General features: G+C 68.4%; 19 protein-coding genes and 1 tRNA gene. 11 read left to right on the top strand and 9 right to left on the bottom strand.

Annotated elements, in window-relative coordinates; genetic code table 11:
• Positions 1 to 8: 8 nt before the first annotated feature.
• Together alr and ACT53O_RS11165 are read right to left on the bottom strand one after the other, a co-directional pair.
• Positions 9 to 1127 carry an alanine racemase gene (alr, locus tag ACT53O_RS11170; protein WP_476152428.1) on the bottom strand — a complete coding sequence of 373 codons (1119 nt, stop codon included), beginning with the start codon at positions 1125 to 1127 and terminating at the stop codon, positions 9 to 11.
• Entirely contained in the window at positions 1124 to 2617 is a 1494-nt protein-coding gene (locus tag ACT53O_RS11165) for an amino acid permease (protein ID WP_476152426.1), read from the bottom strand. The genes alr and ACT53O_RS11165 overlap by 4 nt, the downstream gene beginning before the upstream one ends.
• A 276-nt stretch (positions 2618 to 2893) precedes the next feature.
• On the opposite strand from ACT53O_RS11165, the gene ACT53O_RS11160 reads away from it, so the two are divergent.
• The 3 genes from ACT53O_RS11160 to ACT53O_RS11150 are packed head-to-tail and all read left to right on the top strand — an operon-like array spanning position 2894 to position 6713.
• The gene (locus ACT53O_RS11160; RefSeq protein WP_476152424.1) at positions 2894 to 3949 is read left to right on the top strand and encodes a homoserine dehydrogenase; all 1056 of its coding nucleotides are present in this window, start codon (positions 2894 to 2896) and stop codon (positions 3947 to 3949) included.
• Positions 3946 to 5337, top strand: a complete 1392-nt coding sequence (locus ACT53O_RS11155) for an aldehyde dehydrogenase family protein (protein WP_294980223.1) — start codon at positions 3946 to 3948, stop codon at positions 5335 to 5337. Before ACT53O_RS11160 ends, ACT53O_RS11155 begins: the two co-directional genes overlap by 4 nt.
• Entirely contained in the window at positions 5334 to 6713 is a 1380-nt protein-coding gene (locus ACT53O_RS11150) for an aspartate ammonia-lyase (RefSeq protein ID WP_476152422.1), read from the top strand. Before ACT53O_RS11155 ends, ACT53O_RS11150 begins: the two co-directional genes overlap by 4 nt.
• A gap of 12 nt (positions 6714 to 6725) precedes the next feature.
• Here the strand turns inward: ACT53O_RS11150 and ACT53O_RS11145 are convergent, their stop codons facing one another.
• A complete protein-coding gene (locus tag ACT53O_RS11145) occupies positions 6726 to 7169 on the bottom strand; it encodes an Lrp/AsnC family transcriptional regulator (protein WP_476152420.1) in 444 nt (147 codons plus the stop codon).
• A 125-nt stretch (positions 7170 to 7294) separates the two neighbouring features.
• On the opposite strand from ACT53O_RS11145, the gene ACT53O_RS11140 reads away from it, so the two are divergent.
• The 4 genes from ACT53O_RS11140 to ACT53O_RS11125 all read left to right on the top strand — a co-directional run bounded on the left by ACT53O_RS11140 (position 7295) and on the right by ACT53O_RS11125 (position 12029).
• The gene (locus ACT53O_RS11140) at positions 7295 to 8500 is read left to right on the top strand and encodes a trans-sulfuration enzyme family protein (protein ID WP_476152418.1); all 1206 of its coding nucleotides are present in this window, start codon (positions 7295 to 7297) and stop codon (positions 8498 to 8500) included.
• A gap of 155 nt (positions 8501 to 8655) precedes the next feature.
• The gene (locus ACT53O_RS11135) at positions 8656 to 9726 is read left to right on the top strand and encodes an aspartate-semialdehyde dehydrogenase (RefSeq protein WP_294946345.1); all 1071 of its coding nucleotides are present in this window, start codon (positions 8656 to 8658) and stop codon (positions 9724 to 9726) included.
• A 202-nt stretch (positions 9727 to 9928) separates the two neighbouring features.
• Positions 9929 to 11404 carry a malate:quinone oxidoreductase gene (locus ACT53O_RS11130; protein WP_476152415.1) on the top strand — a complete coding sequence of 492 codons (1476 nt, stop codon included), beginning with the start codon at positions 9929 to 9931 and terminating at the stop codon, positions 11402 to 11404.
• Between the two features lie 22 nt (positions 11405 to 11426).
• Positions 11427 to 12029: a thymidine kinase gene (locus ACT53O_RS11125; RefSeq protein ID WP_036317070.1), complete on the top strand. Its 603-nt coding sequence runs from the start codon at positions 11427 to 11429 to the stop codon at positions 12027 to 12029.
• Here the strand turns inward: ACT53O_RS11125 and ACT53O_RS11120 are convergent.
• Positions 12022 to 12852, bottom strand: a complete 831-nt coding sequence (locus ACT53O_RS11120) for a DUF1295 domain-containing protein (protein WP_476152413.1) — start codon at positions 12850 to 12852, stop codon at positions 12022 to 12024. The two genes, ACT53O_RS11125 and ACT53O_RS11120, sit on opposite strands and share 8 nt — an antisense overlap.
• A gap of 100 nt (positions 12853 to 12952) precedes the next feature.
• On the opposite strand from ACT53O_RS11120, the gene ACT53O_RS11115 reads away from it, so the two are divergent.
• Complete coding sequence (locus ACT53O_RS11115) at positions 12953 to 13690, top strand: FadR/GntR family transcriptional regulator (RefSeq protein WP_476152411.1); 738 nt, start codon at positions 12953 to 12955, stop codon at positions 13688 to 13690.
• A 2-nt stretch (positions 13691 to 13692) separates the two neighbouring features.
• Here ACT53O_RS11115 and ACT53O_RS11110 read toward each other — a convergent pair whose 3' ends face one another.
• The 4 genes from ACT53O_RS11110 to ACT53O_RS11095 all read right to left on the bottom strand — a co-directional run bounded on the left by ACT53O_RS11110 (position 13693) and on the right by ACT53O_RS11095 (position 18187).
• Positions 13693 to 14457 (bottom strand): HAD-IIB family hydrolase, encoded by a 765-nt coding sequence (locus ACT53O_RS11110; protein ID WP_036317080.1) that lies wholly within the window; start codon positions 14455 to 14457, stop codon positions 13693 to 13695.
• A 71-nt stretch (positions 14458 to 14528) separates the two neighbouring features.
• A tRNA-Pro gene (locus ACT53O_RS11105) sits at positions 14529 to 14602 on the bottom strand.
• Positions 14603 to 14618: 16 nt separating this feature from the next.
• On the bottom strand, positions 14619 to 15614 hold the full coding sequence (locus tag ACT53O_RS11100) for a metallophosphoesterase (RefSeq protein ID WP_476152408.1): 996 nt from the start codon (positions 15612 to 15614) through the stop codon (positions 14619 to 14621).
• On the bottom strand, positions 15611 to 18187 hold the full coding sequence (locus ACT53O_RS11095) for a transglycosylase domain-containing protein (RefSeq protein WP_476152406.1): 2577 nt from the start codon (positions 18185 to 18187) through the stop codon (positions 15611 to 15613). Before ACT53O_RS11095 ends, ACT53O_RS11100 begins: the two co-directional genes overlap by 4 nt.
• An 86-nt stretch (positions 18188 to 18273) precedes the next feature.
• On the opposite strand from ACT53O_RS11095, the gene ACT53O_RS11090 reads away from it, so the two are divergent.
• The 3 genes from ACT53O_RS11090 to ACT53O_RS11080 are packed head-to-tail and all read left to right on the top strand — an operon-like array spanning position 18274 to position 19381.
• Positions 18274 to 18492, top strand: coding sequence for a DUF4177 domain-containing protein (locus ACT53O_RS11090; protein ID WP_294982181.1), 219 nt, complete (start codon positions 18274 to 18276; stop codon positions 18490 to 18492).
• The gene (locus tag ACT53O_RS11085) at positions 18489 to 18956 is read left to right on the top strand and encodes a RidA family protein (RefSeq protein ID WP_476152404.1); all 468 of its coding nucleotides are present in this window, start codon (positions 18489 to 18491) and stop codon (positions 18954 to 18956) included. Before ACT53O_RS11090 ends, ACT53O_RS11085 begins: the two co-directional genes overlap by 4 nt.
• 53 nt (positions 18957 to 19009) lie before the next feature.
• Positions 19010 to 19381 (top strand): PLD nuclease N-terminal domain-containing protein, encoded by a 372-nt coding sequence (locus tag ACT53O_RS11080; RefSeq protein WP_476152402.1) that lies wholly within the window; start codon positions 19010 to 19012, stop codon positions 19379 to 19381.
• Positions 19382 to 19420: 39 nt separating this feature from the next.
• On the opposite strand, the gene acs is transcribed toward ACT53O_RS11080, so the two are convergent.
• Positions 19421 to 21391 (bottom strand): acetate--CoA ligase, encoded by a 1971-nt coding sequence (acs, locus tag ACT53O_RS11075; protein ID WP_476152400.1) that lies wholly within the window; start codon positions 21389 to 21391, stop codon positions 19421 to 19423.
• Positions 21392 to 21438: the final 47 nt, after the last annotated feature.

Below are 21438 nucleotides of genomic sequence, written 5' to 3'. Positions count from 1 at the left end.
CGCGTCGGTCAGGCGGACAGAGAGATCGCTCGCCGCGGCAGGAGGCGACCCCAGGATGTATAGAGGTTAGCCGCGATCTGTCCGCTCGCGTGTTCCAGATCGGCGCCGCTGATGCGTTCGGCCCCCTGTGCACCGTAGAGGACGACCTCGTCGCCGATCACGGCATCTTCGGCGGAGGTGACATCGACCAGCAGGGTGTTCATCGCGAGCCGATCGACGACCGGCATCCTCCGTCCGCGGACGAGTACCTCGGCCCGCCCTCCGAGCGTGCGCTGATACCCGTCGGCGTAGCCGAGCGGAACGGCGGCGAGGCGGGCGGGGGCATCGAGTCGATGCGTGCGGTCGTAGCCCACCGTGCGCCCGGCCGGATACGCCGAGATCGCGGCGATCCGCGACACCAGGCGCATTGCGGGCCGAAGTCCGGCGAGGGATGCCGAGGTGTCGCCGTACAGTGCGGCACCGATCCGCACGAGGTCGAAGCGCGAGGCGGGAACGGTCAGGGCCGCATAGGAGGTCGCGCAGTGGCGCTGGAGCGGCCCCCGAGCCAGCAGCGCGCCCGCGTGGCGCGCCTGGATCGCGAACGCGGCGGCGCCGTCGTGGACGTCATCGGCGTCTTCGCACGGGAAGTGCGACGCGACGCCGACCACGTCCAGTCGCGCGTCGGCGCCGATCTGCCTCAGCTGCGCCGCCGCATTCGCGTCGTCGAGGTCGATGCCGTCACGGCTGATCCCGGTCGCGTTGATCGAGACGTGCGCGCGCCCCCGCCGCCCGGTCGCCGCCCCCGCCGCGGCGACGACGGCGGCATGTGCGGCACCGCCGATCCACTCCTCGACGCCGAGGCCGGCGGCATCCTCCACCTCCTCGCGCAGGGCGGCGCGAAGTCGCAGGATGCGTCCGGTGAATCCGGTGGCCCGCACCGTGCGGGCTTCCTCGTTGGATGTCACACCGAAGCTCTCGACGCCGCGAGCGATGAGGGTCGGCGCGACGAGGTCGACACCGTGGCCGTAGGCGTCGGCCTTGACCACGGCGCAGACGTGCGCGCCCGGGCCGAGAGCGTCCCGCACCGCCCCGAGGTTGTGGGCGACGGCGCCGGTGTCGACCTCGACCCAGGCAGCGCTGGCGCTCACGCCTGCGGGGCGTCGTTCGCGGTGACCGGGGCCTCCTCCGACACCGCGACGCGATGGCTCGCCCCGCGGCGTCCGTAACGCCACCAGAAGAACAGGTAGCACGCGGCGACGAAGGGGACGCCGAAGTACAGCGCCGCGACCTGATTCGGGTCGAACGCGATCGCGACGATCGAGATCAGCAGCAGGGCGAATGCCACGATGGGAACGACCGGGAACAGCGGCGTGCGGTAGGCGAGCGTGCCGATGTCGCCGCCGTCGCGGACGAAACGTCGCCGGTGGAAGTACAGCGACGCGACGATCGACATCCATACGGCCACGACGGCGAAGCCGGCGACCGAGACGAGCACGAGGTAGACGGTCTCTGCCGCGATGATGCTCGACAGCAGCGAGACCAGTGCCAGAGCGAGGCTCACGCTCAGGGCGACGATCGGGATGCCGCGGGGTGTCAGACGCAGGAGCGCCTTCGGGGCGTGTCCCTCTTCCGCGAGTGAGAAGAGCATCCGCGCGCACGAGAAGAGGCCGCTGTTTCCGGCCGAGAGCAGGGCCGTGATGATCACGAAGTTCATGATGTCGGCGGCGAAGGGCACGCCCACGTACTGGAACACATCCACGAAGGGGCTGCTCGTCAGGCCTGCCTGATCGTAGGGGAGGATGGCGGCGATGACGGTGATCGAGCCGACGAAGAGCACGAGCAGCCGCAGCACGGTCGATCGCAGTGCGCGGGGGATGTTCTTCGCCGGGTCCTTGGTCTCTCCGGCCGCGACGCCGATGAGCTCCGAGCCGCTGAAGGCGTAGAACACCGCGAGCGAGGTCACGACGACACCACCCACGCCGCCCGGGAACAGGCCGGCCGGTGTCTGGAAGTTGCTGAAGAGGACAGCGGCGGGGTGCTCCGTCGACAGCGGGGTGAAGCCGAAGATCGCGGCGCCGCCGAGCACGATCAGGGCGACGATCGCGAGCACCTTCACCAGTGAAAGCCAGAATTCGGTCTCGCCGAACACGCGTGCCGAGATGGCGTTGATGGTGAACAGGGTCGCGGCGAAGATGAGACACCAGAGCCAGACGGGCACCGCGGGAAACCAGCGCTGCATCAGGATGCCGGCGGCCGTGAACTCGGAGCCGAGCGCGACCACCCAGCACAGCCAGTAGAGCCATGCGGTCGTGAAACCGGTCGCCGGGCCGATCGAGCGTGCCGCGTAGATGTGGAAGGCGCCCGAGACCGGGTAGGCGATCGCCAGCTCACCGAGGCACGCCATCACCAGATAGACCACGACCGCGCCGACGAGGTAGGCGATGATCGCTCCCAGGGGGCCGGCCTGGTTGATGGTGTAGCCGGAGCTCAGGAACAGCCCCGATCCGATCACGCCGCCGAGAGCGATCATGATCAGGTGGCGGGCGTCCATGGAGCGCTGCAGGCGGCGCAGGGGCACCTGCGTCGCCGTCGTGTGGGGCAGGACGTTCGGGAGGTCCTGCGCGGAAGTGGAGCGCATGTCGGTCTCTCAATCGAGTCGAGGTCGTGGGAATGAGAAGTGCTGCATTTTCACATCGTTGTGATGATGATGCACACCATGTGTTTCCGGGAGATTACTGATGCTCGGGCCCCGGCACGAGGTTTCGGGGTCGATCGAACAGCGCATTCTCGCAGACGGGCGATGTGTCAGCGGCGCGGACGACATGTCAGTGGGCAGGAGCACACCGGCAGGCGCGCACGGACGCGTCGGCTGCGCAGACTGATCGCACCCGTCCCCGACCTGAAGGAGATCGACGTGTACCGACATGACATCGCACTGATCGGATTCGGCGGCGTCAACCGCGCGTTCGCCCAGATCGTCTATGATCGCGGCGAGCGATTGGCCGATGAGCTCGGCTTCGCGCTGCGCATCGTCGCGATCACCGATCTGCGCCTGGGCTCGGTGATGCAGTCCGACGGCATCGATCTCGCCGCCGTCTTCGCGATGCAGGCTGACGACACGTTCGCCGGCTGGCGCGGCGGCGCCGCGGTGCCCCAGAACGACTACGTCATCCGCCACACGACGGCGGACATCGTCGTCGAGGCGACCTTCACCAATCCGCTCGACGGAGAGCCCGGCATCTCCCATGTCCGCACCGCGCTGGAGTCCGGCAAGAGCGTCGTGACCACGAACAAGGGGCCGGTCGCGCTGGCGTCGGGCGAGCTGAATCGAATCGCCGCGACGCACGGCGTCTTCTTCGCGTACGAGGGCTCGGTGATGAGCGGGACCCCGGTTCTCCGCTTCGCCGCCGAGACGCTGAAGGGGCTGCGGGTCACCGAGGTGCAGGGGATTCTCAACGGCACGAGCAACTACGTTCTCGGCCGGATGGAGAACGGTCTGTCCCTCGACGCCGCCGTCGCCGAGGCGCAGCAGCTCGGTTACGCCGAAGCAGACCCGACTGCCGACATCGGCGGCTCGGACGTGCAGCTGAAGGTCGTGATCCTGGCGAACGAGATCCTCGGCGCCGACATCACGCCCGCCGATGTCACATGCGAGGGCATCGTCGGCGTGACACCCGAAGACATCGCACGCGCCGCTGCCGAGGGTGCGCGGTGGAAGCTCATCGGCTCGGCGCGCCGTGATGAGACGGGAGCGGTCGTCGCGAGCGTTCGCCCCGTGGCGCTGGCCGCCACCCACCCCCTCGCCGGCGTGTCCGGGGCCACCAACGCCGTCTCATTCGACACCGACCTGCTCGGCACCGTCACGGTGTCCGGACCCGGCGCTGGGCGCGTCGAGACGGCCTACGCACTGCTGTCGGACATCATCGCGATCGACGCCGCGCAGCACGCCCCGATCGAGGTGGGGTCGTGAGCGCGCCGGTGATCGAGAACGACCTGATCGTGACGTCGCCCTTCGACGGCGTGATCATCGGCACCGTCGTACAGAGCGGACCGGACGAGATCGACGGCGTCCTCGATCGTGCGCGCACGGGCGCGGCGATCTCCCGCGATCTCTCCCGCTTCGCACGGCACGAGGTCCTCGAGCGCGCCGCGGCGCTCCTTCGGGAGCGGGCGGACGAGGCCGCTGCGCTCATCGTCGCCGAGGCGGGCAAGACCATCCGCCAAGCGCGCAAGGAGGTGCGGCGGGCCACGATGACGCTCTCGCTCTCGGCGGATGCCGCGCGCTCGCACCCCGGCGAGGTGATCGCCTTCGACGCCTTCGAGGGCTCGGAGAGCCGGCGCGGCTGGTTCACGCGCGAACCGCTCGGCATCATTGTGGCGATCACCCCGTACAACGACGCGTTGAACCTCGTCGCGCACAAGCTGGGGCCTGCCATCGCCGGCGGCAATGCTGTGATCCTCAAGCCGTCGCAGTTCACGCCTCTGACGGCGCGGTTCCTGGTTGACCTGCTGATCGAGGCCGGACTTCCCGACGAGATCGTCACCGTCGTGCACGGCGACCGGCATCTCGCGCAGGCGCTTGTCGCCGCCCGCGAGGTGCGCATGGTCTCCTTCACCGGCGGCTTCGCGACGGGTGAGGCGATCGCGCGACACGCGGGACTGAAGAAGCTCGCGATGGAACTGGGCGGGAACGCGCCCGTGCTCGTGTTCGCCGACGCCGACCTCGACGCTGCCGCAGAGGCGTGCGTCTCGGGCGCGTTCTGGGCAGCGGGACAGAACTGCGTGGGTGCGCAGCGTCTGCTCGTCCAGCGATCGGTGTACGACGCCTTCCGCGAACGCGTCGTCGCTCGCACCGCGGCTCTTCGTGCCGGAGATCCGACGGACGAGGCCACCGATGTCGGCCCGATGATCACGGAGGATGCCGCGCGGCGGGCCGAGCGACTCGTGGCCGACGCCGTCGCCGCGGGGGCACGCGTGCTCGTCGGCCATCGTCGCACCGGATCGGTCTACACTCCGACCGTCGTCGAGAACGTCCCCACTTCGTGCGAACTCTGGGCCGACGAGGCGTTCGCCCCCGTCGTGACGCTGGTCGCCTTCGACACGGAAGACGAAGCGATCGCGCTCGCAGAAGAGCCGGAGTATGCGCTCCATGCCGCCGCGTTCACGTCCGACATCGCGCGCGCCCTGCGTGTCGCCGATCGGCTCGAGGCCGGCGGGGTCATGATCAACGACTCCTCCGACTACCGTGTCGACAGCATGCCCTTCGGCGGAGCCAAATACGGCAGCATGGGCCGTGAGGGCGTCCGGTTCGCCTACGAGGAGATGACGCAGCCCAAAGTCATCTGCATCAACGCATGAACGCCGTGCGGGTGGAGCGCGACGCGCTCGGTCAGTGGGAGGTCCCCGCTGACGCGTACTGGGGTATCCACACGGCACGTGCGCGTCGGAACTTCGAGATCAGCGGGACGCCGATCTCCCGGCATCCGGTTCTGGTCGCTGCGCTCGCCGAGGTCAAGCTCGCTGCCGCGACGGTCAACGCCGCCCACGGACTCATCGACCCGCTCATCGGCAGGGCGATCGTCGCCGCGTGTCGACGCATCATCGCGGGTGAGCTGCACGACCACTTCGTCGTCGACGTGATTCAGGGCGGCGCCGGCACGAGCTCCAACATGAACGCGAACGAGGTCATCGCCAACGCAGCGCTCGAAGCACTCGGAATCGCGCGCGGCCGCTACGACGTCGTCCATCCCATCGACCACGTCAACCGCAGTCAGTCGACCAATGACGTGTATCCGACCGCGATCCGGCTCGCGACCGTCCGCGCCCTGCGGCGACTCGCCCCCGAGCTGACGGCGCTCGCGGCATCGTTCGAGGACCGCGGCGACGCGTTCGCCGGAATCCGCAAGATCGGGCGCACCCAGCTGCAGGACGCCGTGCCGATGTCGCTCGGCGATGAGTTCACCGCGTTCGCAGCGGCGATCTCAGAGGATCTGCGCCGTCTCGAGGAGACGGTGCCGCTCCTGTTGGAGTGTTCCCTCGGCGGTACCGCGATCGGCACCGGGGTCACCGCTGACGCGGCGTACCGGGGCGACATCGTCGCCGCGCTCGCGGCGGCATCCGATCTGCCCGTCACCCCCGCGGCGCATCTGTTCGAAGCGAGCTGGGACACCAGCGCCTTCCTGCAGACCTCGAGTCTGTTGCGGCGGATCGCGGTCAAGCTGTCGAAGATCAGCAGCGACCTGCGACTGCTTTCCAGCGGACCGCAGACGGGGCTGGGTGAGATCCGCTTGCCCGCGCAGCAGCCCGGGTCCTCGATCATGCCGGGAAAGGTCAACCCCGTCATCCCGGAGGCGATGAACCAGGTCGCTTTCGCGGTCATGGGTGCCGACGTCACGATCGGCATCGCCGCCGAGTCCGGGCAGCTGCAGCTCAATGCGTTCGAGCCGGTGATCGCGCACAGTCTGCTGCAGGCGATCGAGTGGCTGACGAACGGTGTGCGGATGCTGCGGGAGCGTTGCGTCGACGGTATCCGCGCGCGGGAGGAGACGCTCAAACGCAATATCAGCGTCGCCGTCGGGGCCGTGACGGCGCTCGTTCCGGCCATCGGGTACGAGGCGGCGGCCCGGGCCGCGCACCAGTGCCTGGCGACGGGGGAGTCGCTGGTCGACGCCGTGGTCGCGCACGCGGGCATCGATCGGGACGAGGTCGCGCAGCTTCTGGCGGCGGCGCGGTGACGCGCGGCCGGTTCAGCTGCGGTCGATCGCGCGCGTGAGGGAGACGGCAGTGACGGTGTTGGCTACGCCCGGAATCGCGGCGACCTGTTCCCAGATCTGCCCGATGCGATCCATCGTGGCGGCGTGGAGTGTGACGAACAGGTCGTACTCGCCCGACAGTACATCGCAGCGGACCACTTCGGGGATGCCGCGCAGGGTCGCGATGACGCGGTCATCGCGCATGCGGTCGGAGCGGTACACCATGACGATCGCCGTCACTCCTCGCGCCGCCGCCTCTCCCGGCACGACCGTGTACCCGGCGATCACGCCGTCGCGCTCCATGCGTTCCATGCGCTGCTTGACGGCGTTGCGCGAAAGGTGCACGCGCGCTGCGATGGCGACGAGGGGCACGCGCGCGTCGGCCGTGAGAGCCGCGAGGATCTCGCGGTCGATGTCGTCGAGGGTGCCGCTGATCATGCTGACTCCGTGCATTAAAAGCAATTGTGAATGTTAATAAGGCACACTAGCGTGGAGGTGCGTACTGCGGAAGCGGGATCGCGCCGCGGACGTGACAGACGCCGATCCGCTTTCAGGAGGACCTCATGAGTGCACGCCCCGACCGTCGACGCGGCGAGAGTCTGTCCGATCTCAGCCTCGCCGTCCACGGTGGCATCCATGTGGATTCGACGCGCGCCCTGCGCACTCCGCTCGTGATGGCGAACTCATATGCCCTTCCGGAGGACCCCAGCGAGATCAGCTGGTCGGCGACCGCGCCCGGGCTCTACACGCGCAACACCGGCGTCAATCAGCAGGCGTTGCAGGACAAGCTCGCGGCGCTCGAGGGCGGGGAGGATGCCGTGGCTCTCGCCTCCGGCGTCGCCGCCCTGCATGCCGTCTTCTTCACTCACGTGCGCGTCGGCGATCACGTCGTCGTCAGTGACGAGACGTATGAGGCGACGTGGCGGCTCTGGACCGAACTGCTGCCGGGGCGCTACGGGATCGAAGCGACGTTCGTCGACATCAGCGACCTCGACGCCGTCCGCGCCGCGATGCGGCCGCAGACCCGGCTGGTGTGCATCGAGGCCATCGCGAACCCCACCACGAAGGTCGCCGACGTGGCCGCGCTCGCCGAGATCGCGCACGCGAGCGATGCCCTGCTCATGGTCGACTCGACGTTCACGCCCCCGCCGCTGTATCGCCCGCTGCACGATGGCGCCGACCTCGTGGTCCACTCCCTCACGAAGTACATCAACGGTCACGGCGATGCGATGGGCGGGGCCGTCATCGGCCGCCGCGAGCTGATCGAGCCGATCAAGGCCGACGCCATGGTCGATGTCGGCGGTGTCATCTCACCCTTCAATGCGTGGCAGATCCAGCGCGGCTCGGTCACGCTTCCGTTGCGGATGCGCCAGCACACGGCATCCGCGGCCGCGATCGCCGCCTTCTTGGAGGATGACCCGCGGGTCGCCTTCATCCGGTACCCGGGCCTTCGCACTCATCCGGACCACGCGCTCGCGACGCGGCAGTTCACGGCTGGGTTCGGCGGCACGATGGCCTTCGCCGTCGACGGCGATCCCGATACGCAGAACCGGTTCGTGTCGCGGCTGCGGCTGATCACGTCGGGGTTCTCGCTCGGCCACGACGACTCACTGATCGTTCACACGGGCACCGGGGGTGGGCGCGTCGCCGCGTACCCCGAGGAGTTCCGCCGCTGGGGTCACCTGCGACTGTCGGTGGGCCTGGAAGACACCGCGGACCTGTTGGCCGACATCGCCGCCGCGCTCGACGAGACGTTCGACGGGCGCTGACCACCGGGCGTGCGCACAGTGGCAGGAATGCGCGCCTGCGCGACCGGATGCCGCCGTCATACGGCGTCGGCCCATGCGGCGCGGCCGGTAGAATCGCGGCATCCGCCCGTTCGGGCACGTTCTCTCCGTTCACGGCATCGCTGCAAGGATCCCTCATGACCCGCATCTCTGACTCAGGACTCTCTGTCGCCGTCGTCGGCGCCACCGGACAGGTCGGCACGGTCATGCGCGAGATTCTCGCCGAACGGGCCTTCCCGATCCGTGAGCTCCGCCTGTTCGCCACGGCGCGCTCGGCCGGCACGGCTGTCGAGTTCGGCGGCGAGACCATCATCATCGAGGACGTCGCCACCGCCGATCCCACCGGCATCGACATCGCGCTGTTCAGCGCCGGTGCGACCGGCTCGCGTGCGCATGCCCCGCGTTTCGCCGAGGCCGGCGCAGTCGTCATCGACAACTCGAGCGCCTGGCGCATGGACCCCGAGGTGCCGCTCGTCGTCAGCGAGGTCAATCCCCACGCGACGGTGAACCCGCCGAAGGGCATCATCGCCAATCCGAACTGCACGACGATGGCGGCCATGCCGGTGTTGAAGCCGCTCGACGCCGCGGCCGGGCTGGAGCGACTGGTCGTCAGCACCTACCAGGCCGTGTCGGGCTCGGGCCTCGCCGGCGCGCAGGAGCTGCTCGGTCAGGTAGAGGGCGTTCTTGCCCAGGGGCACACCCTCGATCTCGTGCACGACGGCAGCGCACTCGACTTCCCGCAGCCGGAGAAGTACGTCGCGCCCATCGCGTTCGATGTGATCCCCTTCGCCGGCAACCTCGTCGACGACGGCGACAACGAGACCGACGAGGAGAAGAAGCTCCGCAACGAGAGCCGAAAGATCCTCGAGCTGCCCGACCTCCGCGTTGCCGGCACGTGCGTGCGCGTTCCGGTCTTCACCGGGCACTCGCTGTCGATCCATGCCGAGTTCCGCGACGACATCACGCCCGAGCGGGCGCGCGAGATCCTGGCATCCGCTCCCGGTGTCGTTCTCGAAGAGGTGCCCACCCCGCTGCAGGCCGCCGGCAACGACCCCAGCTACGTCGGCCGCATCCGTGCCGACCAGTCCGCGCCCGAGGGCAAGGGGCTGGTGCTCTTCATCAGCAACGACAACCTCCGCAAGGGCGCCGCGCTCAACGCCGTGCAGATCGCCGAGATCGTCGCCGCGCGACTGACCGCCGCCGCCTGACGGCGGTCCGAGCACCGCTCACCGCGAGACCGTCCGACTGCGAGACACGGTCCGCGCACCGAAACACCGCCGGACGGCGCGTGTCTCGGTGCGGAACTCGTTTTTCGCGGAATTGAGCGGTGCGAAAGAACCGCAAGAGTTGACGGCGGTGGATGCCGCGCCTCGCGGAGGCCGTGGAAAACGGCGCCTAGACTGGATCATTGTGAGTGAACCCGTCGACGTCGTCCTGATCGGCGGTGGCATCATGAGTGCCACCCTCGGAACCCTCCTGAAGCAGCTGCAGCCGGACTGGAAGATCGTGGTGCTCGAGCGCCTCAGCGACGTCGCCGAGGAGTCCTCCAACGCCTGGAACAATGCCGGCACGGGACACGCGGCGCTCTGCGAGCTCAACTACATGCCCGAGGCCAAGGACGGATCGGTCGACCCTGCCAAGGCGATCTCGATCAACGAGCAGTTCCAGCAGAGTCGGCAGCTGTGGGCGAGCCTGGTGGAGCGCGGCATCCTCGATGCGCCGTCCACCTTCATCAACGCGACCCCCCACATGACCTTCGTGCGCGGCGAGAAGGATGTCGCGTACCTCAAGAAGCGTTACGAGGCGCTGCGCACGCAGCCGCTGTTCGAGGGCATCGAATACTCCGAGGACTCCCGCGTCATCAATCAGTGGGCGCCGCTGCTCATGCACAAGCGCAAGAAGGCCGACGAGCCTTTCGCGGCCACGCGCGTTCCGGCCGGCACCGACGTCGACTTCGGTTCGCTGACCCGTCAGCTCTTCTCCCATCTCGCCGACCAGGGCGTCGACGTCGTCACCAATCGCGAGGTGCGAAAGCTCCGCAAGAACGCGGACGGCACGTGGAACGTGTCGTACCGTCACACGCTCGGGCGTACGCCGGGGAGCCTGTCGGCGCGGTTCGTGTTCGTGGGCGCGGGTGGCTGGGCGATCAAGCTGCTGCAGTCCTCGCGCATTCCGGAGATCTCCGGCTACGGCGTCTTCCCCATCGGGGGGCAGTGGCTCAAGACGTCCAACCCGTCGATCGTCGCGCAGCACAAAGCCAAGGTGTACTCGCAGGCCTCCGTGGGGGCGCCCCCCATGTCGGTGCCGCATCTGGACACCCGCGTCGTCGACGGTGAGACCTCGCTGTTGTTCGGGCCGTTCGCGACCTTCAGCCCGAAGTTCCTGAAGAACGGCCGCATCACCGACATCGTCGCGCAGGTGCGTCCCGGCAACATCGGTCCGATGTTGAAGGTCGCCATCGACAATCCGGGCCTGATCAAGTACCTGGTCAGCGAGCTGCTCAAGAGCCACAAGCGCAAGGTCGATTCGCTCCGCGAGTTCATGCCGACCGCGAAGGCCGAGGACTGGGAGCTGCTGCAGGCCGGCCAGCGCGCCCAGGTCATGAAGAAGGATCCGCAGAAGGGCGGCGTGCTGCAGTTCGGCACCGAGGTCGTCACCTCGGCCGACGGGTCGGTCGCCGGTCTGCTGGGAGCCTCTCCGGGAGCGTCGACCGCGGCATCCATCATGCTCGGCCTGCTGAAGACATGCTTCCCCGACCACATCTCCGCGTGGGAGCCGGAACTGAAGGCGCTGATCCCGAGCTACGGGTCGACTCTCAACGGCGACCCGGCCGCTGCGGAGGCGTCGCTCGACGCTACCGCCGGCGTGCTCGGCATCAACCGCTGATCCGGGTCGGGGCGGCACGGGCATGGCGAAGCTGTACTTCCGCTACGGGGCGATGAACTCCGGCAAGTCGACGGCCCTGCTGCAGGCGGCATTCAACTACGAGGAACGCGGACAGCACGTGCTGCTGGCCAAGCCCGAGATCGACACGAAGGGTGCCGATCAGATCTCTAGCCGACTCGGCGTGGAGCGTCAGGTCGACTTCCTCATCGCTGCGGATGCCGATCTGCGCGCCCTCGTCGCCCAGCACGCCGCCCGCTACGACGGACGGGTGGCGTGTCTTCTCATCGACGAGGCGCAGTTCCTCACCCCGGCCCAGGTCGACGACCTGTTGCGGATCGTCGTCGACGACGGCATCCCCGCCCTTGCCTACGGCATCCGTACCGACTTCCAGACGCGCGCCTTCCCCGGCTCGGCCCGGCTTCTGGAGCTCGCCCACAGCCTCGAAGAGCTGAAGACCATCTGTCGCTGCGGGCGCAAGGCGCTGTTCAACGCGCGACTGGTCGGTGGTCGGTTCGTCTTCGACGGCGACCAGGTCGCCATCGACGAGCTGTCGCACGAGAAGGTCACTTACGAGTCGATGTGCGCGGAGTGCTACCTGCGCGAGTCGGGCGGCCGGCTCAGCTGACGCGCGCCCCGTCGCGGCGGCGCGGCAGCGGGACCAGCATCGAGGTCGTCCTCCGGTACTGGGCGTATGCGGGGTACTTCGCAGCGGAGATCGACTCGGTGAACACGGTCGACCCGACGAACAGGAGCGTCAGCAGGATGGCCCCGACGATCGTCGGGTTGAGCACGCCGCCCCACACGCCGGCTCCGGAGGCAACCGCGGCCGTCGCGCCGAACGCGTAGAAAGCCCACCACTGGGCCTGCTCGAAGAAGAAGTTCGGATGCCGGCTGTAGGCGAAGAGCCCCGTCGCGAGGAAGCCGTCGGCGCTTGCGCGCGCTTTTGCCTGATGGAAGTCCCACTGCTGCTGATCGGCGACCGTCTCACCGATGAGGAATCCGACGAAGAGCGCGGCGATGAGCGCATCGGCCGCCGTGAGCGGAGCCGGATGAGTCCTCGCCCACTCCGCGGGGAGCGTGATCAGGACGAGCAGCGTCATCTGGTACAGCACGATGAACAGCAGGTTGAAGACCTGGAACCGTGCGGGCGACATCCTGCCGCGCAGGATCGCCCACCGGTAATCCTCCACCCCGGAGTAGCCGCCCTTCCGCGCGAAGTTGAAGGTCAGCCGCGCACCCCACGCCGTCACGAGCGCCGCCATCAGAACTAGGCGCCCGGCGTCGTCGCCGTCGGCGAGTGCGCTCGCCGCGAAGACCCACACGTAGACCACCGGGACCACGGACCACGCGCGGTCCACCCACGACGTGTCCTTGGTGACCAGTGAGGCGATCCAGCACAGCGCCGAAACGGCGGCGGCGATGACGACGACCACGAAGAGCGGATCCATGGTCTGAGCGTAGGCCCGCCGGTGCGAACGGCGCGGCTTTTTGCCGGTCCGAACGGCGTGCGCTACTGTGGCCTGACCATTAAGCGACGGGGAGACCAGGATGACCGAGAACGCACCGGCACGCGCCTGGCGGGTCGTGCTCGAGAAGATCGAGGCCGACCTGCTCAGCGGTGCGCTCGGACCGGGCGACCGTCTGCAGCCCGAGCGCGAGTTGGCGGCCACACTCGGTGTCGGCCGTTCCAGCGTGCGCGAGGCTCTTCGGGTCCTGGAGGTGATGGGGCTCATCCGCACCGCAACGGGATCCGGGCCGACGGCGGGCGCGATCGTGACGGCGACGCCGCACGGCGGGCTGGCGCAACTCCTGCGTCTGCAGGTCGCTGCCCATGGCTTTCCCATCCCGGACGTGTACGAGACGCGACTTCTGCTGGAAGAGTGGGCCGTCGCCCACCTGGCAGACATCGACGAGCCCGATCTCACGGAGGCGCGGGCCACTTTCACCGCCATGGAGGACGAACAGCTGACTGCTGACGACTTCCTCGCGCTCGACGCCCAGTTCCACCTGCGCTTGACGGATGCCGCCGGAAATCTCGTGGTCGCCGCGACGATGGCCGGTCTTCGCACGACGATCGAGAGCTATATCCGTGCCGGTGCGCGCCAGATCTCCGACTGGGACACGACCGTCCAGCGGCTGCACCGCGAGCACGGCGATATCCTCGCCGCGATCGAGTCCGGCGACGCGGAGCGCGCCCGCGAACTCGTGCGCGCCCACATCACCGCCTACTATGCGGATGCCGGGCTGCCGGCACCCTCGACCGCCGTGGTGGCCGTCGACGGCTGACGTCAGCGACGGGGGAGCGTCGGGATCAGCTCGGTGAGATAAGCGGAGGTGTGTTCCCACCCCTCCACGGCCTGGCAGGTCACACCCATCGCGAGGACGGGGTAGTCGTTGCCGTGCTCGTCGAGGCGGTCGCCGACGAACAGCATGTCATCGAGCGAGATGCCGGTGACCTCGGCGAGCTTGCGCATGCCGTACGCCTTGTCGATGCCGCGGTGGGTGATGTCGACCGACGTCGAGCCGCCGGAGCGGACCTCGAGATCGGGAATGCGCGCGGCGACCGCGTCGCGCAGCGCGTTCTTCTTCTCGCCCGTCGGATCCCAGGCCATCTTCGCCTCGAGGGGAGCGGTCTGCCCGAGCGCGGAGAAAGTGATCTGCGAGCCGCGATCCTCCAGGATGTCTCCCCACGGCTCGGCCTCCCACAGGCCCAGGCGACGGGCCTCTTCCTCGACGGCAGCGAGGGCGCGCGACTTCTCGTCGTCGGTGAGGGCGTGCGCGTAGACCGTGCGGACGCCACCCTCCTCGAGCCGGTAGTACTGCGTCCCGCACGTGGGCATGAGGTGGAAGCGGTCGAGGGTCGCGGCATCCGCCGCCGGAAGCCGCTCGACGACCTGCGACTGGAACTGCTGCAGCTGGCCGCCCGAGATGATGGCCACCTCGACGCGCGTCGCGAGCTCGAGCAAGAGCTCTCCGATGCGGGGATCGATGGCGCTCTTGGAAGGAGCCAGCGTGTCGTCGAGATCGAACGCGATCAGGCGGGGGGTGGTCATCGGGTGCTCCCATCCGGTGAATGAGCGAGGAAAGGCCCCGCCGGATCTCTCCAGGCGGAGCCTCTCTGCTGTCGGGGTGACAGGATTTGAACCTGCGGCCTCTTCGTCCCGAACGAAGCGCGCTACCAAGCTGCGCCACACCCCGTGGCAACCCTCCGAGTCTACCCCGTCGATGCCTCCCGTGACGAATCGAGCAGGCTGTCGTCCTCGCGACGCGCGCGCAGCGTGAGCACCGACGCCTCGGGACGGCATCCGAAGCGCACCGGAGCATAGATCGAGTGTCCGAGCCCGGCCGAGACGTTCAGCGGCACGCGACGTCCGGCAGCCGCCCAGGTGCTCAGACCGCGGGCCTGGTCGAGGGGGATGTCGCAGTTGGCCACCAGGGCGGAGGGGGAGAAGGGGATGCGCACCTGACCGCCGTGCGTGTGTCCGGCGAAGATCGCCTGGGCGCCCAGTTCGACGAATCGGTCCAAGACGCGTTGGTACGGCGCGTGCGTCACACCGATCACGAGGTCCGCATCCCGTGCAGAACGCAAGAGCCGACCGCGTCGGGCGCCCTCGATCGCGGCAGGCAGAGCCGGCAGATCGTCCCACTCGCGGTGCGCGTCGCTGACTCCGAAGGTCTCCAGCCGCAGGCCGCCGGCCTCGACGACGGCCGCGGTGTTGTTCAGGTTCGTCCAGCCGAGCTCATCGGTGAAGTAGGCGTCCATGGCTGCCGTGTCCAGCCCCACGACGTTGCGCGGACCGGCCGACGGCCCGCGGAAGTAGTTGAGAGGATTCCGGGCCGACGGTCCGCTCACGTCGTTCGAGCCATGGACGAAGAGTCCCGGCACACCGCGCAGGGGCGCGAACGCGGCACGGATGCCCTTCAACCCCTCGGCATGGCCGAGATTGTCTCCGGTGTTCACGACGAGATCGGGTCGGACCGCGTCGGCGAGCAGGGCGATCCACTGCTGCTTGCGATGCTGCCACGGAGCCATATGGGCATCGGAAAGGTGGAGCACCGTCAGCGACGGAGAACCGACCGGAAGGATGTCGAGCTCATGCCGACGGACCGTGAAGAGGAAGCGTTCGATGCAGGTGCCCCAGACGGCAGCTCCGACGGCCACCGCCCCCGCCGCCGAGACGGCGGCGAGGGCGGTGCGCGCGGGCGTCACGGACGTCCGCCGCAGTTCTTGGCCTGGTACTGCACGGTGATCTGCGTGCTGCGGTTGACGACCGTTCCCGCGGCGGGATTCGTGCCGGTCACGGTGCCGTTGTCATCGGCGGTCGGCGAGGCGGTGCACTGCTGGGCGACATTGCTGAAGCCCTGCGCCTTCAGTGTGTTCACGGCATCCGCGGGCTTGCCGCTCACGGCCGGAACGGCGATGCCCTGCCCGTTGCTGGGACGGATCGTGACGGTCGTGCCGCCGGCGACCTTGCCCGCACCGGGGTCCTGCTGGACGATGGTGCCCGCGGCTTCGGTTCCGTCGACCGGGTCGCCCACCGTCACCGAGAATCCGGCCGTGCTCAGCGTCTGCTGCGCCTGGTTGACGGTCATGCCGATCACGGAGGGCAGATCTGTCAGCTGGCGCTTCGTCAGCGCGGCATCCGGGTCGGGGAAGCGGTCGCCGCCGTATTTCGCGTTCGCGGCTCCCTGCATCGCCGGCCAGATCGAGTTGCGGATGCGCGAGAGCACGTAGCCGTTCTCGTAGTGATCACTCAGCAGGTCGGTGCCCTCGACGTTGCCGACCCAGACAACGGTGGCGACCTTGGTCGACGAGCCATCCATCCATGTGTGCAGGTACTCGTGGATACCGGTCTTGCCGAACACGGGCACGCCGTCGCCGATCTGTGCGCCGGAGCCGGTGCCCGTCATGACGCCCTGCAGCGTGTACGCGGCGGTTGCCGCGACCGCCTCACTCATCGCGGGCTGGCAGGTGATCTGCGGGGTGATGTCCTTGCCCTGCGCGTCGATCGCCTTGTCGATCGCCTTCGAAGGGCACAGAGTGCCCTTGGCGGCCACCGAGGCATAGACCTGGGCCATGTCGATCGGAGCAACGGCCTGATCGCCGAGGACGTTGTAAGCGTAATTCGTCGTGTCCAGCGGTCCGCCGCTGCCGGTCATGACGCCCATCTTCATCGCGAGCCGGTTCGTACTGCACACCGAGATCTTCTCGGCCATCGTGAGGAATCCGGAGTTCAGGGAGTCGCGCGTGAAGTTGTAGACCGTCCCGACGTATCCCGGGTTGTTCTCGAAGTTGCCGATCCCGGTCCCGTTGTTGCCCGCGACGACGTTCTGGATCGTCCCGTCGCACTGGTCGACCTTCTTCTGGCCGATGCGCCCGTTCAGGGTCTCGTTGACCGAGTGTCCCTGCTCGAGCCAGTTGAGCAGGCTGAAGATCTTGTAGGTCGAACCCGCCGAGTGGCCGCCGCCGCCGCCGTTCTCCTGGCGCACGTTGTAGTTCACCTGCGTGGTGGGGGCGTTGACGGGGGCATCGTCCGTCGAGAACGGGCGGTTCTGCACCATGGAGAGGATTCGTCCGGTGCCGACCTCCACCTGCACGGCGGACGCGCCGAGGTTCATGTAGTCCACGTACGCCGGCACGATCGAGATGGCCTTCAGCCCCTCGTCCTGCAGCGTCGGATCGAGCGTCGTGTAGATCTTCATGCCGCCGCGGCGCAGGTTCGCCGCGCGCGTGTCGTCATCGGCGCCGAAGGCAGGGTCCTTCAGCAGGATCGTGCGCACGTACTCGCAGAAGAACTCGGCGCCCGCCGCGTTCTGGCAACCTTGGCTGCGGTTCGTGATGTTCGGCGTGATAGGCGAGGCCATCGCGTCGTCGTACTCCTGCTGCGAGATCTTGCCGTTGGCCAGCATGCGGCCCAGCACGTAGTTGCGTCGGTCGAGAGTCAGGGAGTACCCGTCGGCCTGGCTGTTGATCGGGTTACCGGCCTTGTCGGTCGTCGACCCTTCCGGCATATCGATGCGGTAGACGTTGGGAGCCTGCACCATACCGGCGATCGTCGCCGCCTGCGCGATCGTCAGATCGGCTGCCGAGACGCCGAAGTAGTGCTGTGCCGCGGCGCCGATGCCGTAGACGAGGCCGCCGAAGTTGGTGATGTTCAGGTAGCCCAGCAGGATCTCGTCCTTGGAGTACTGCTTCTCGAGCTGGATCGCGTACCGCATCTCCTGCAGCTTGCGCTGGTAGCCCTCAGCTCCCTGGTTGGCCGTGGTCGTCGCGTAGCACGCCGCGACTTCGTCGGAGTTCTGCGCCTTGCTCTCACAGTTCTGCTGCAGCACGTTCTTGACATACTGCTGGGTGATCGACGAGCCTCCGCGGTTGGAACCGTTGGAGGCGTTGCCCACGAGCGCGCTCAGGGTGCCGACGAGGTCGACGCCGCCGTGCGTGTAGAAGTTCTTGTCCTCGCTGGAGGTGATCGCGTCGTACATGACGGGGTTGACCTGGTCGAACGTCACCGGGATGCGGTTCTGGTCGTAGAACTCCGCCATCAGTGCGTCGTTGCCGTTCGCGTCCTTGCGGTACATCTCGGTCGGCAGCATGAGCGGATCGATCTGGAGGAAGCCCGGCATGTTCTCGAACGTGTCGAGTGCGCTGGAAGCGGCGTAGCCGGAGACCGCGATCGCCGGTGTCACGGTGGCCGTGACGAGGATGCCGGCGATGGCGCTCAGACCGACGAGTCCCGCAATGCCACCGAGCACACCGGTGGCCGTCCGTTTGAGTTGGGGCATAGGCTTGATCGTAAGGGAGAACCCTGGGGGATCCCTCGGTGCGCGCGGGCGCGCCACCACTGGCTACACCGAATCCGGGAGTCCGCATGACCACGTGGGAGTACCTCACGACCCCTCTGCTGATCCACAACACCGCCGCGATCCTCAACAACTGGGGCAAGCAGGGGTGGGAACTGGTTCAGGTCGTCCCCGGACCCGAAGGTGGACTCGTCGCGTACTTCAAGCGCCCCGCCGGCGCGGGCACCGCGAACGCGGGCCTCGGCGCGGCGGCGGTCGCCGCCCAGCAGTTCGGGGAGGACGCATGAGCATCGCCGCCCGTCTGAGTGAGCTCGGCATCGAGCTCCCCTCCGTGGTTCCTCCGGTCGCGTCGTACGTCCCCGCCGTCGTTCACGGCGATCTCGTCTACACCTCGGGCCAGTTGCCGATGGTCTCGGGCGCGCTGCCGGCCACAGGCAAGGTCGGCGAGGGAGACGGGCTGGTTGCGGCATCCGACGCCAAGAACCTGGCGCGCCAGAGCGCGCTGAACGCCCTCGCGGCTGCGGCAGCCGTCGTGGGCGACATCGAACGGCTGGTGGGCGTCGTCAAGGTGACCGGGTTCGTCGCGTCCGTGCCGGAGTTCACCGGTCAGCCCGGTGTCATCAACGGCGCCAGCGATGTGCTCGGCGACATCTTCGGTGACGCCGGACGCCATGCCCGTTCCGCCGTCGGCGTGCCGGTGCTGCCGCTGGACAGCCCCGTCGAGGTCGAGGTCGTCTTCTCCATCGCCTGATCCTCGTGCACCCACCCGTTGCGCGGAGGCGATGACGCCGCCAGGGTGGAGGTATGCCGCTCCTCGCTCTGCTGGTCTTCGTCATCATGGTCGCCGCGCTCGTCGATGCGATCACGAGGCGCGACGATCAGGTGCGCCACCTGCCGAAGTTCGCCTGGATCATCTTCATCATCCTGCTGCCCCTCGTGGGATCGGTCCTCTGGTTCGCGCTCGGTCGCGAATGGGGCAGGGCGTCCGAACCGATGAGCTTCGGCGACCCTCGACGGTGGTCACGTGAGGCGGAGCCGCCGGCCGCGGCATCCCCGATGCGCGATACCCGCACGACCGAGCAGCAGCTGGCCGATCTCGCGCGGGAGGAGCGTGCTGCGCGCCTCGAGGCGGAGATCCGGCGGCGCCGGTCGGCACAGGAGGACGGCGCGAACTGACGCGCCGCCCTCCGATCGGCCGCGGCGGCCGATGGGGCCCTACTTCTTCGTGACCTTCGACTGGATCGTCGACATGACCATGGTGTCGGCCAGCGTCGTGGTGTCGCCGACCTCGCGTCCCTCGGCCACGTCGCGCAGGAGCCGACGCATGATCTTTCCGGAGCGGGTCTTCGGCAGCTCGGTGACGATGTACACATCACGCGGGCGTGCGATGGGGCCGATCTGCTCGCCGACCCACCGGCGGAGGACGTCCACGATGCCGTCGACGTCGTGCGCCTTGAGGAACGACTCCTTCAGCACGCAGAACGCGACCACCGCCTGGCCCGTCGTGTCGTCGGCGGCACCGACCACCGCGGCCTCGGCCACCGCTTCGTTGCCCACGAGCGCCGACTCGATCTCTGTCGTCGACAGACGGTGCCCGGACACGTTCATCACGTCGTCGACCCGGCCGAGGAACCAGACGTCGCCGTCATCGTCCAGGCGCGCGCCGTCGCCCGCGAAGTAGAAGCCCTTGTCTTGGAACTTCTCCCAATAGGTCTCGACGAACCGTTCCGGGTCGCCCCAGATGCCGCGCAGCATCGAGGGCCACGGCTTCGTGATGACCAGCAGGCCCCCGTTGCCGTTGCCGACGTGCGTGCCTTCGTCGTCGACGACGTCGATGCCGATTCCGGGAAGCGGCACCTGAGCCGATCCCGGCTTGGTCTCGGTGACTCCGGGCAGTGCCGACACCATGATCGCGCCCGTCTCGGTCTGCCACCACGTGTCGACGATGGGGGCCGCATCACCGCCGATGATCGATCGGTACCACATCCATGCCTCGGGGTTGATGGGCTCGCCCACAGAGCCGAGGAGACGCAGCGAGGACAGATCGAACTTCTGCGGGATCTCGCGGCCGAGCTTCATGAACGAACGGATCGCCGTCGGCGCGGTGTACAGGATGGTGACGCCGTACTTCTCCACCAGTTCCCACCACCGACCCGGATGCGGCGCGTCGGGCGTGCCCTCGTAGAGCACCTGGGTGGCGCCGTTGGCGAGCGGGCCGTACGTGACGTAGGAGTGCCCGGTGATCCAGCCGATGTCGGCCGTGCACCAGAAGACGTCCGAGGCCGGGTGCAGGTCGTGCACGACCCGGTTGGTGAACGCCGCCTGCGTCAGATAGCCGCCCGAGGTGTGCAGAATGCCTTTGGGCTTTCCGGTCGTGCCGGAGGTGTAGAGGATGAACAGCGGGTTCTCCGCCGGGAACGGCTGCGCCTCGTGCTCGGCGGATGCCGCGGGAACCGCTTCGTGCCACCAGATGTCGCGGCCCTCGGTCCAGGAGATCTCGTTGTCGGTGCGGCGCACCACCAGCACATGCTCCACGCTCTCCTGCAGCCCCTCGCCGCGGTCGCCCAGGGCCTGGTCCACGGCCGGCTTGAGGGGCGAGACACGTCCCTTGCGGTGTCCGCCGTCGGCGGTGATGACGAGTTTCGCTCCCGCGTCGTCGATGCGCGAGCGCAGGCTGTCGGCCGAGAACCCGCCGAAGATCACGGAGTGGATGGCGCCGATGCGGGCGACCGCGAGCATCGCGACGATCGCTTCGGGGATCATCGGCAGGTAGATGGCGACGCGGTCGCCGGCTCCGATGCCGAGCTGCTCCAGCACGTTCGCCGTCCGCTTGACCTCCTCGGTCAGCTCGGCGTAGGTGATGCGGCGCTCATCGCCGGGCTCGCCTTCCCACAGCAGCGCGACGCGGTCGCCGTTGCCGGCCGCGACATGGCGGTCGAGGCAGTTGTACGCCACGTTCAGCTCGCCGTCGGCGAACCACTGGGCGAACGGCGGGTTCGTCCAATCGAGGACCTGGGTGAACGGGGTGTGCCAGTGCAGGCTCCGGGCCTGCTCCGCCCAGAAGCCGTCGCGGTCGGCATCCGCCTGCGTGTACAGATCGGCGGTGGCGACGGCATCCGCGGCGAACTCGGGGGAGGGGGCGAACCGGCGGGTTTCATTCAGCAGGTGGTCGATCTGGCTGCTCATCTGCGCGCTCCTTTGCGGCGGTGGCGGGATCGGGTCCCGGACGACTC

It is taken from the genome of Microbacterium sp. DMC48 (assembly GCF_056313825.1).
This window is presented reverse-complemented; position numbering and strand designations above follow the sequence as displayed.

What these genes read in the sequence shown, in the direction of transcription:
- ACT53O_RS11090 (WP_294982181.1), top strand. Translation starts at nt 18,274, where the DNA reads ATGACCACGTGGGAGTACCTCACGACCCCTCTGCTGATCCACAACACC.
- ACT53O_RS11110 (WP_036317080.1), bottom strand. Translation starts at nt 14,457, where the DNA reads ATGACCACCCCCCGCCTGATCGCGTTCGATCTCGACGACACGCTGGCT.
- ACT53O_RS11140 (WP_476152418.1), top strand. Translation starts at nt 7,295, where the DNA reads ATGAGTGCACGCCCCGACCGTCGACGCGGCGAGAGTCTGTCCGATCTC.
- ACT53O_RS11080 (WP_476152402.1), top strand. Translation starts at nt 19,010, where the DNA reads ATGCCGCTCCTCGCTCTGCTGGTCTTCGTCATCATGGTCGCCGCGCTC.
- ACT53O_RS11135 (WP_294946345.1), top strand. Translation starts at nt 8,656, where the DNA reads ATGACCCGCATCTCTGACTCAGGACTCTCTGTCGCCGTCGTCGGCGCC.
- ACT53O_RS11125 (WP_036317070.1), top strand. Translation starts at nt 11,427, where the DNA reads ATGGCGAAGCTGTACTTCCGCTACGGGGCGATGAACTCCGGCAAGTCG.
- ACT53O_RS11115 (WP_476152411.1), top strand. Translation starts at nt 12,953, where the DNA reads ATGACCGAGAACGCACCGGCACGCGCCTGGCGGGTCGTGCTCGAGAAG.
- ACT53O_RS11145 (WP_476152420.1), bottom strand. Translation starts at nt 7,169, where the DNA reads ATGATCAGCGGCACCCTCGACGACATCGACCGCGAGATCCTCGCGGCT.
- ACT53O_RS11095 (WP_476152406.1), bottom strand. Translation starts at nt 18,187, where the DNA reads ATGCCCCAACTCAAACGGACGGCCACCGGTGTGCTCGGTGGCATTGCG.
- ACT53O_RS11120 (WP_476152413.1), bottom strand. Translation starts at nt 12,852, where the DNA reads ATGGATCCGCTCTTCGTGGTCGTCGTCATCGCCGCCGCCGTTTCGGCG.
- ACT53O_RS11085 (WP_476152404.1), top strand. Translation starts at nt 18,489, where the DNA reads ATGAGCATCGCCGCCCGTCTGAGTGAGCTCGGCATCGAGCTCCCCTCC.
- ACT53O_RS11165 (WP_476152426.1), bottom strand. Translation starts at nt 2,617, where the DNA reads ATGCGCTCCACTTCCGCGCAGGACCTCCCGAACGTCCTGCCCCACACG.
- acs (WP_476152400.1), bottom strand. Translation starts at nt 21,391, where the DNA reads ATGAGCAGCCAGATCGACCACCTGCTGAATGAAACCCGCCGGTTCGCC.
- ACT53O_RS11150 (WP_476152422.1), top strand. Translation starts at nt 5,334, where the DNA reads ATGAACGCCGTGCGGGTGGAGCGCGACGCGCTCGGTCAGTGGGAGGTC.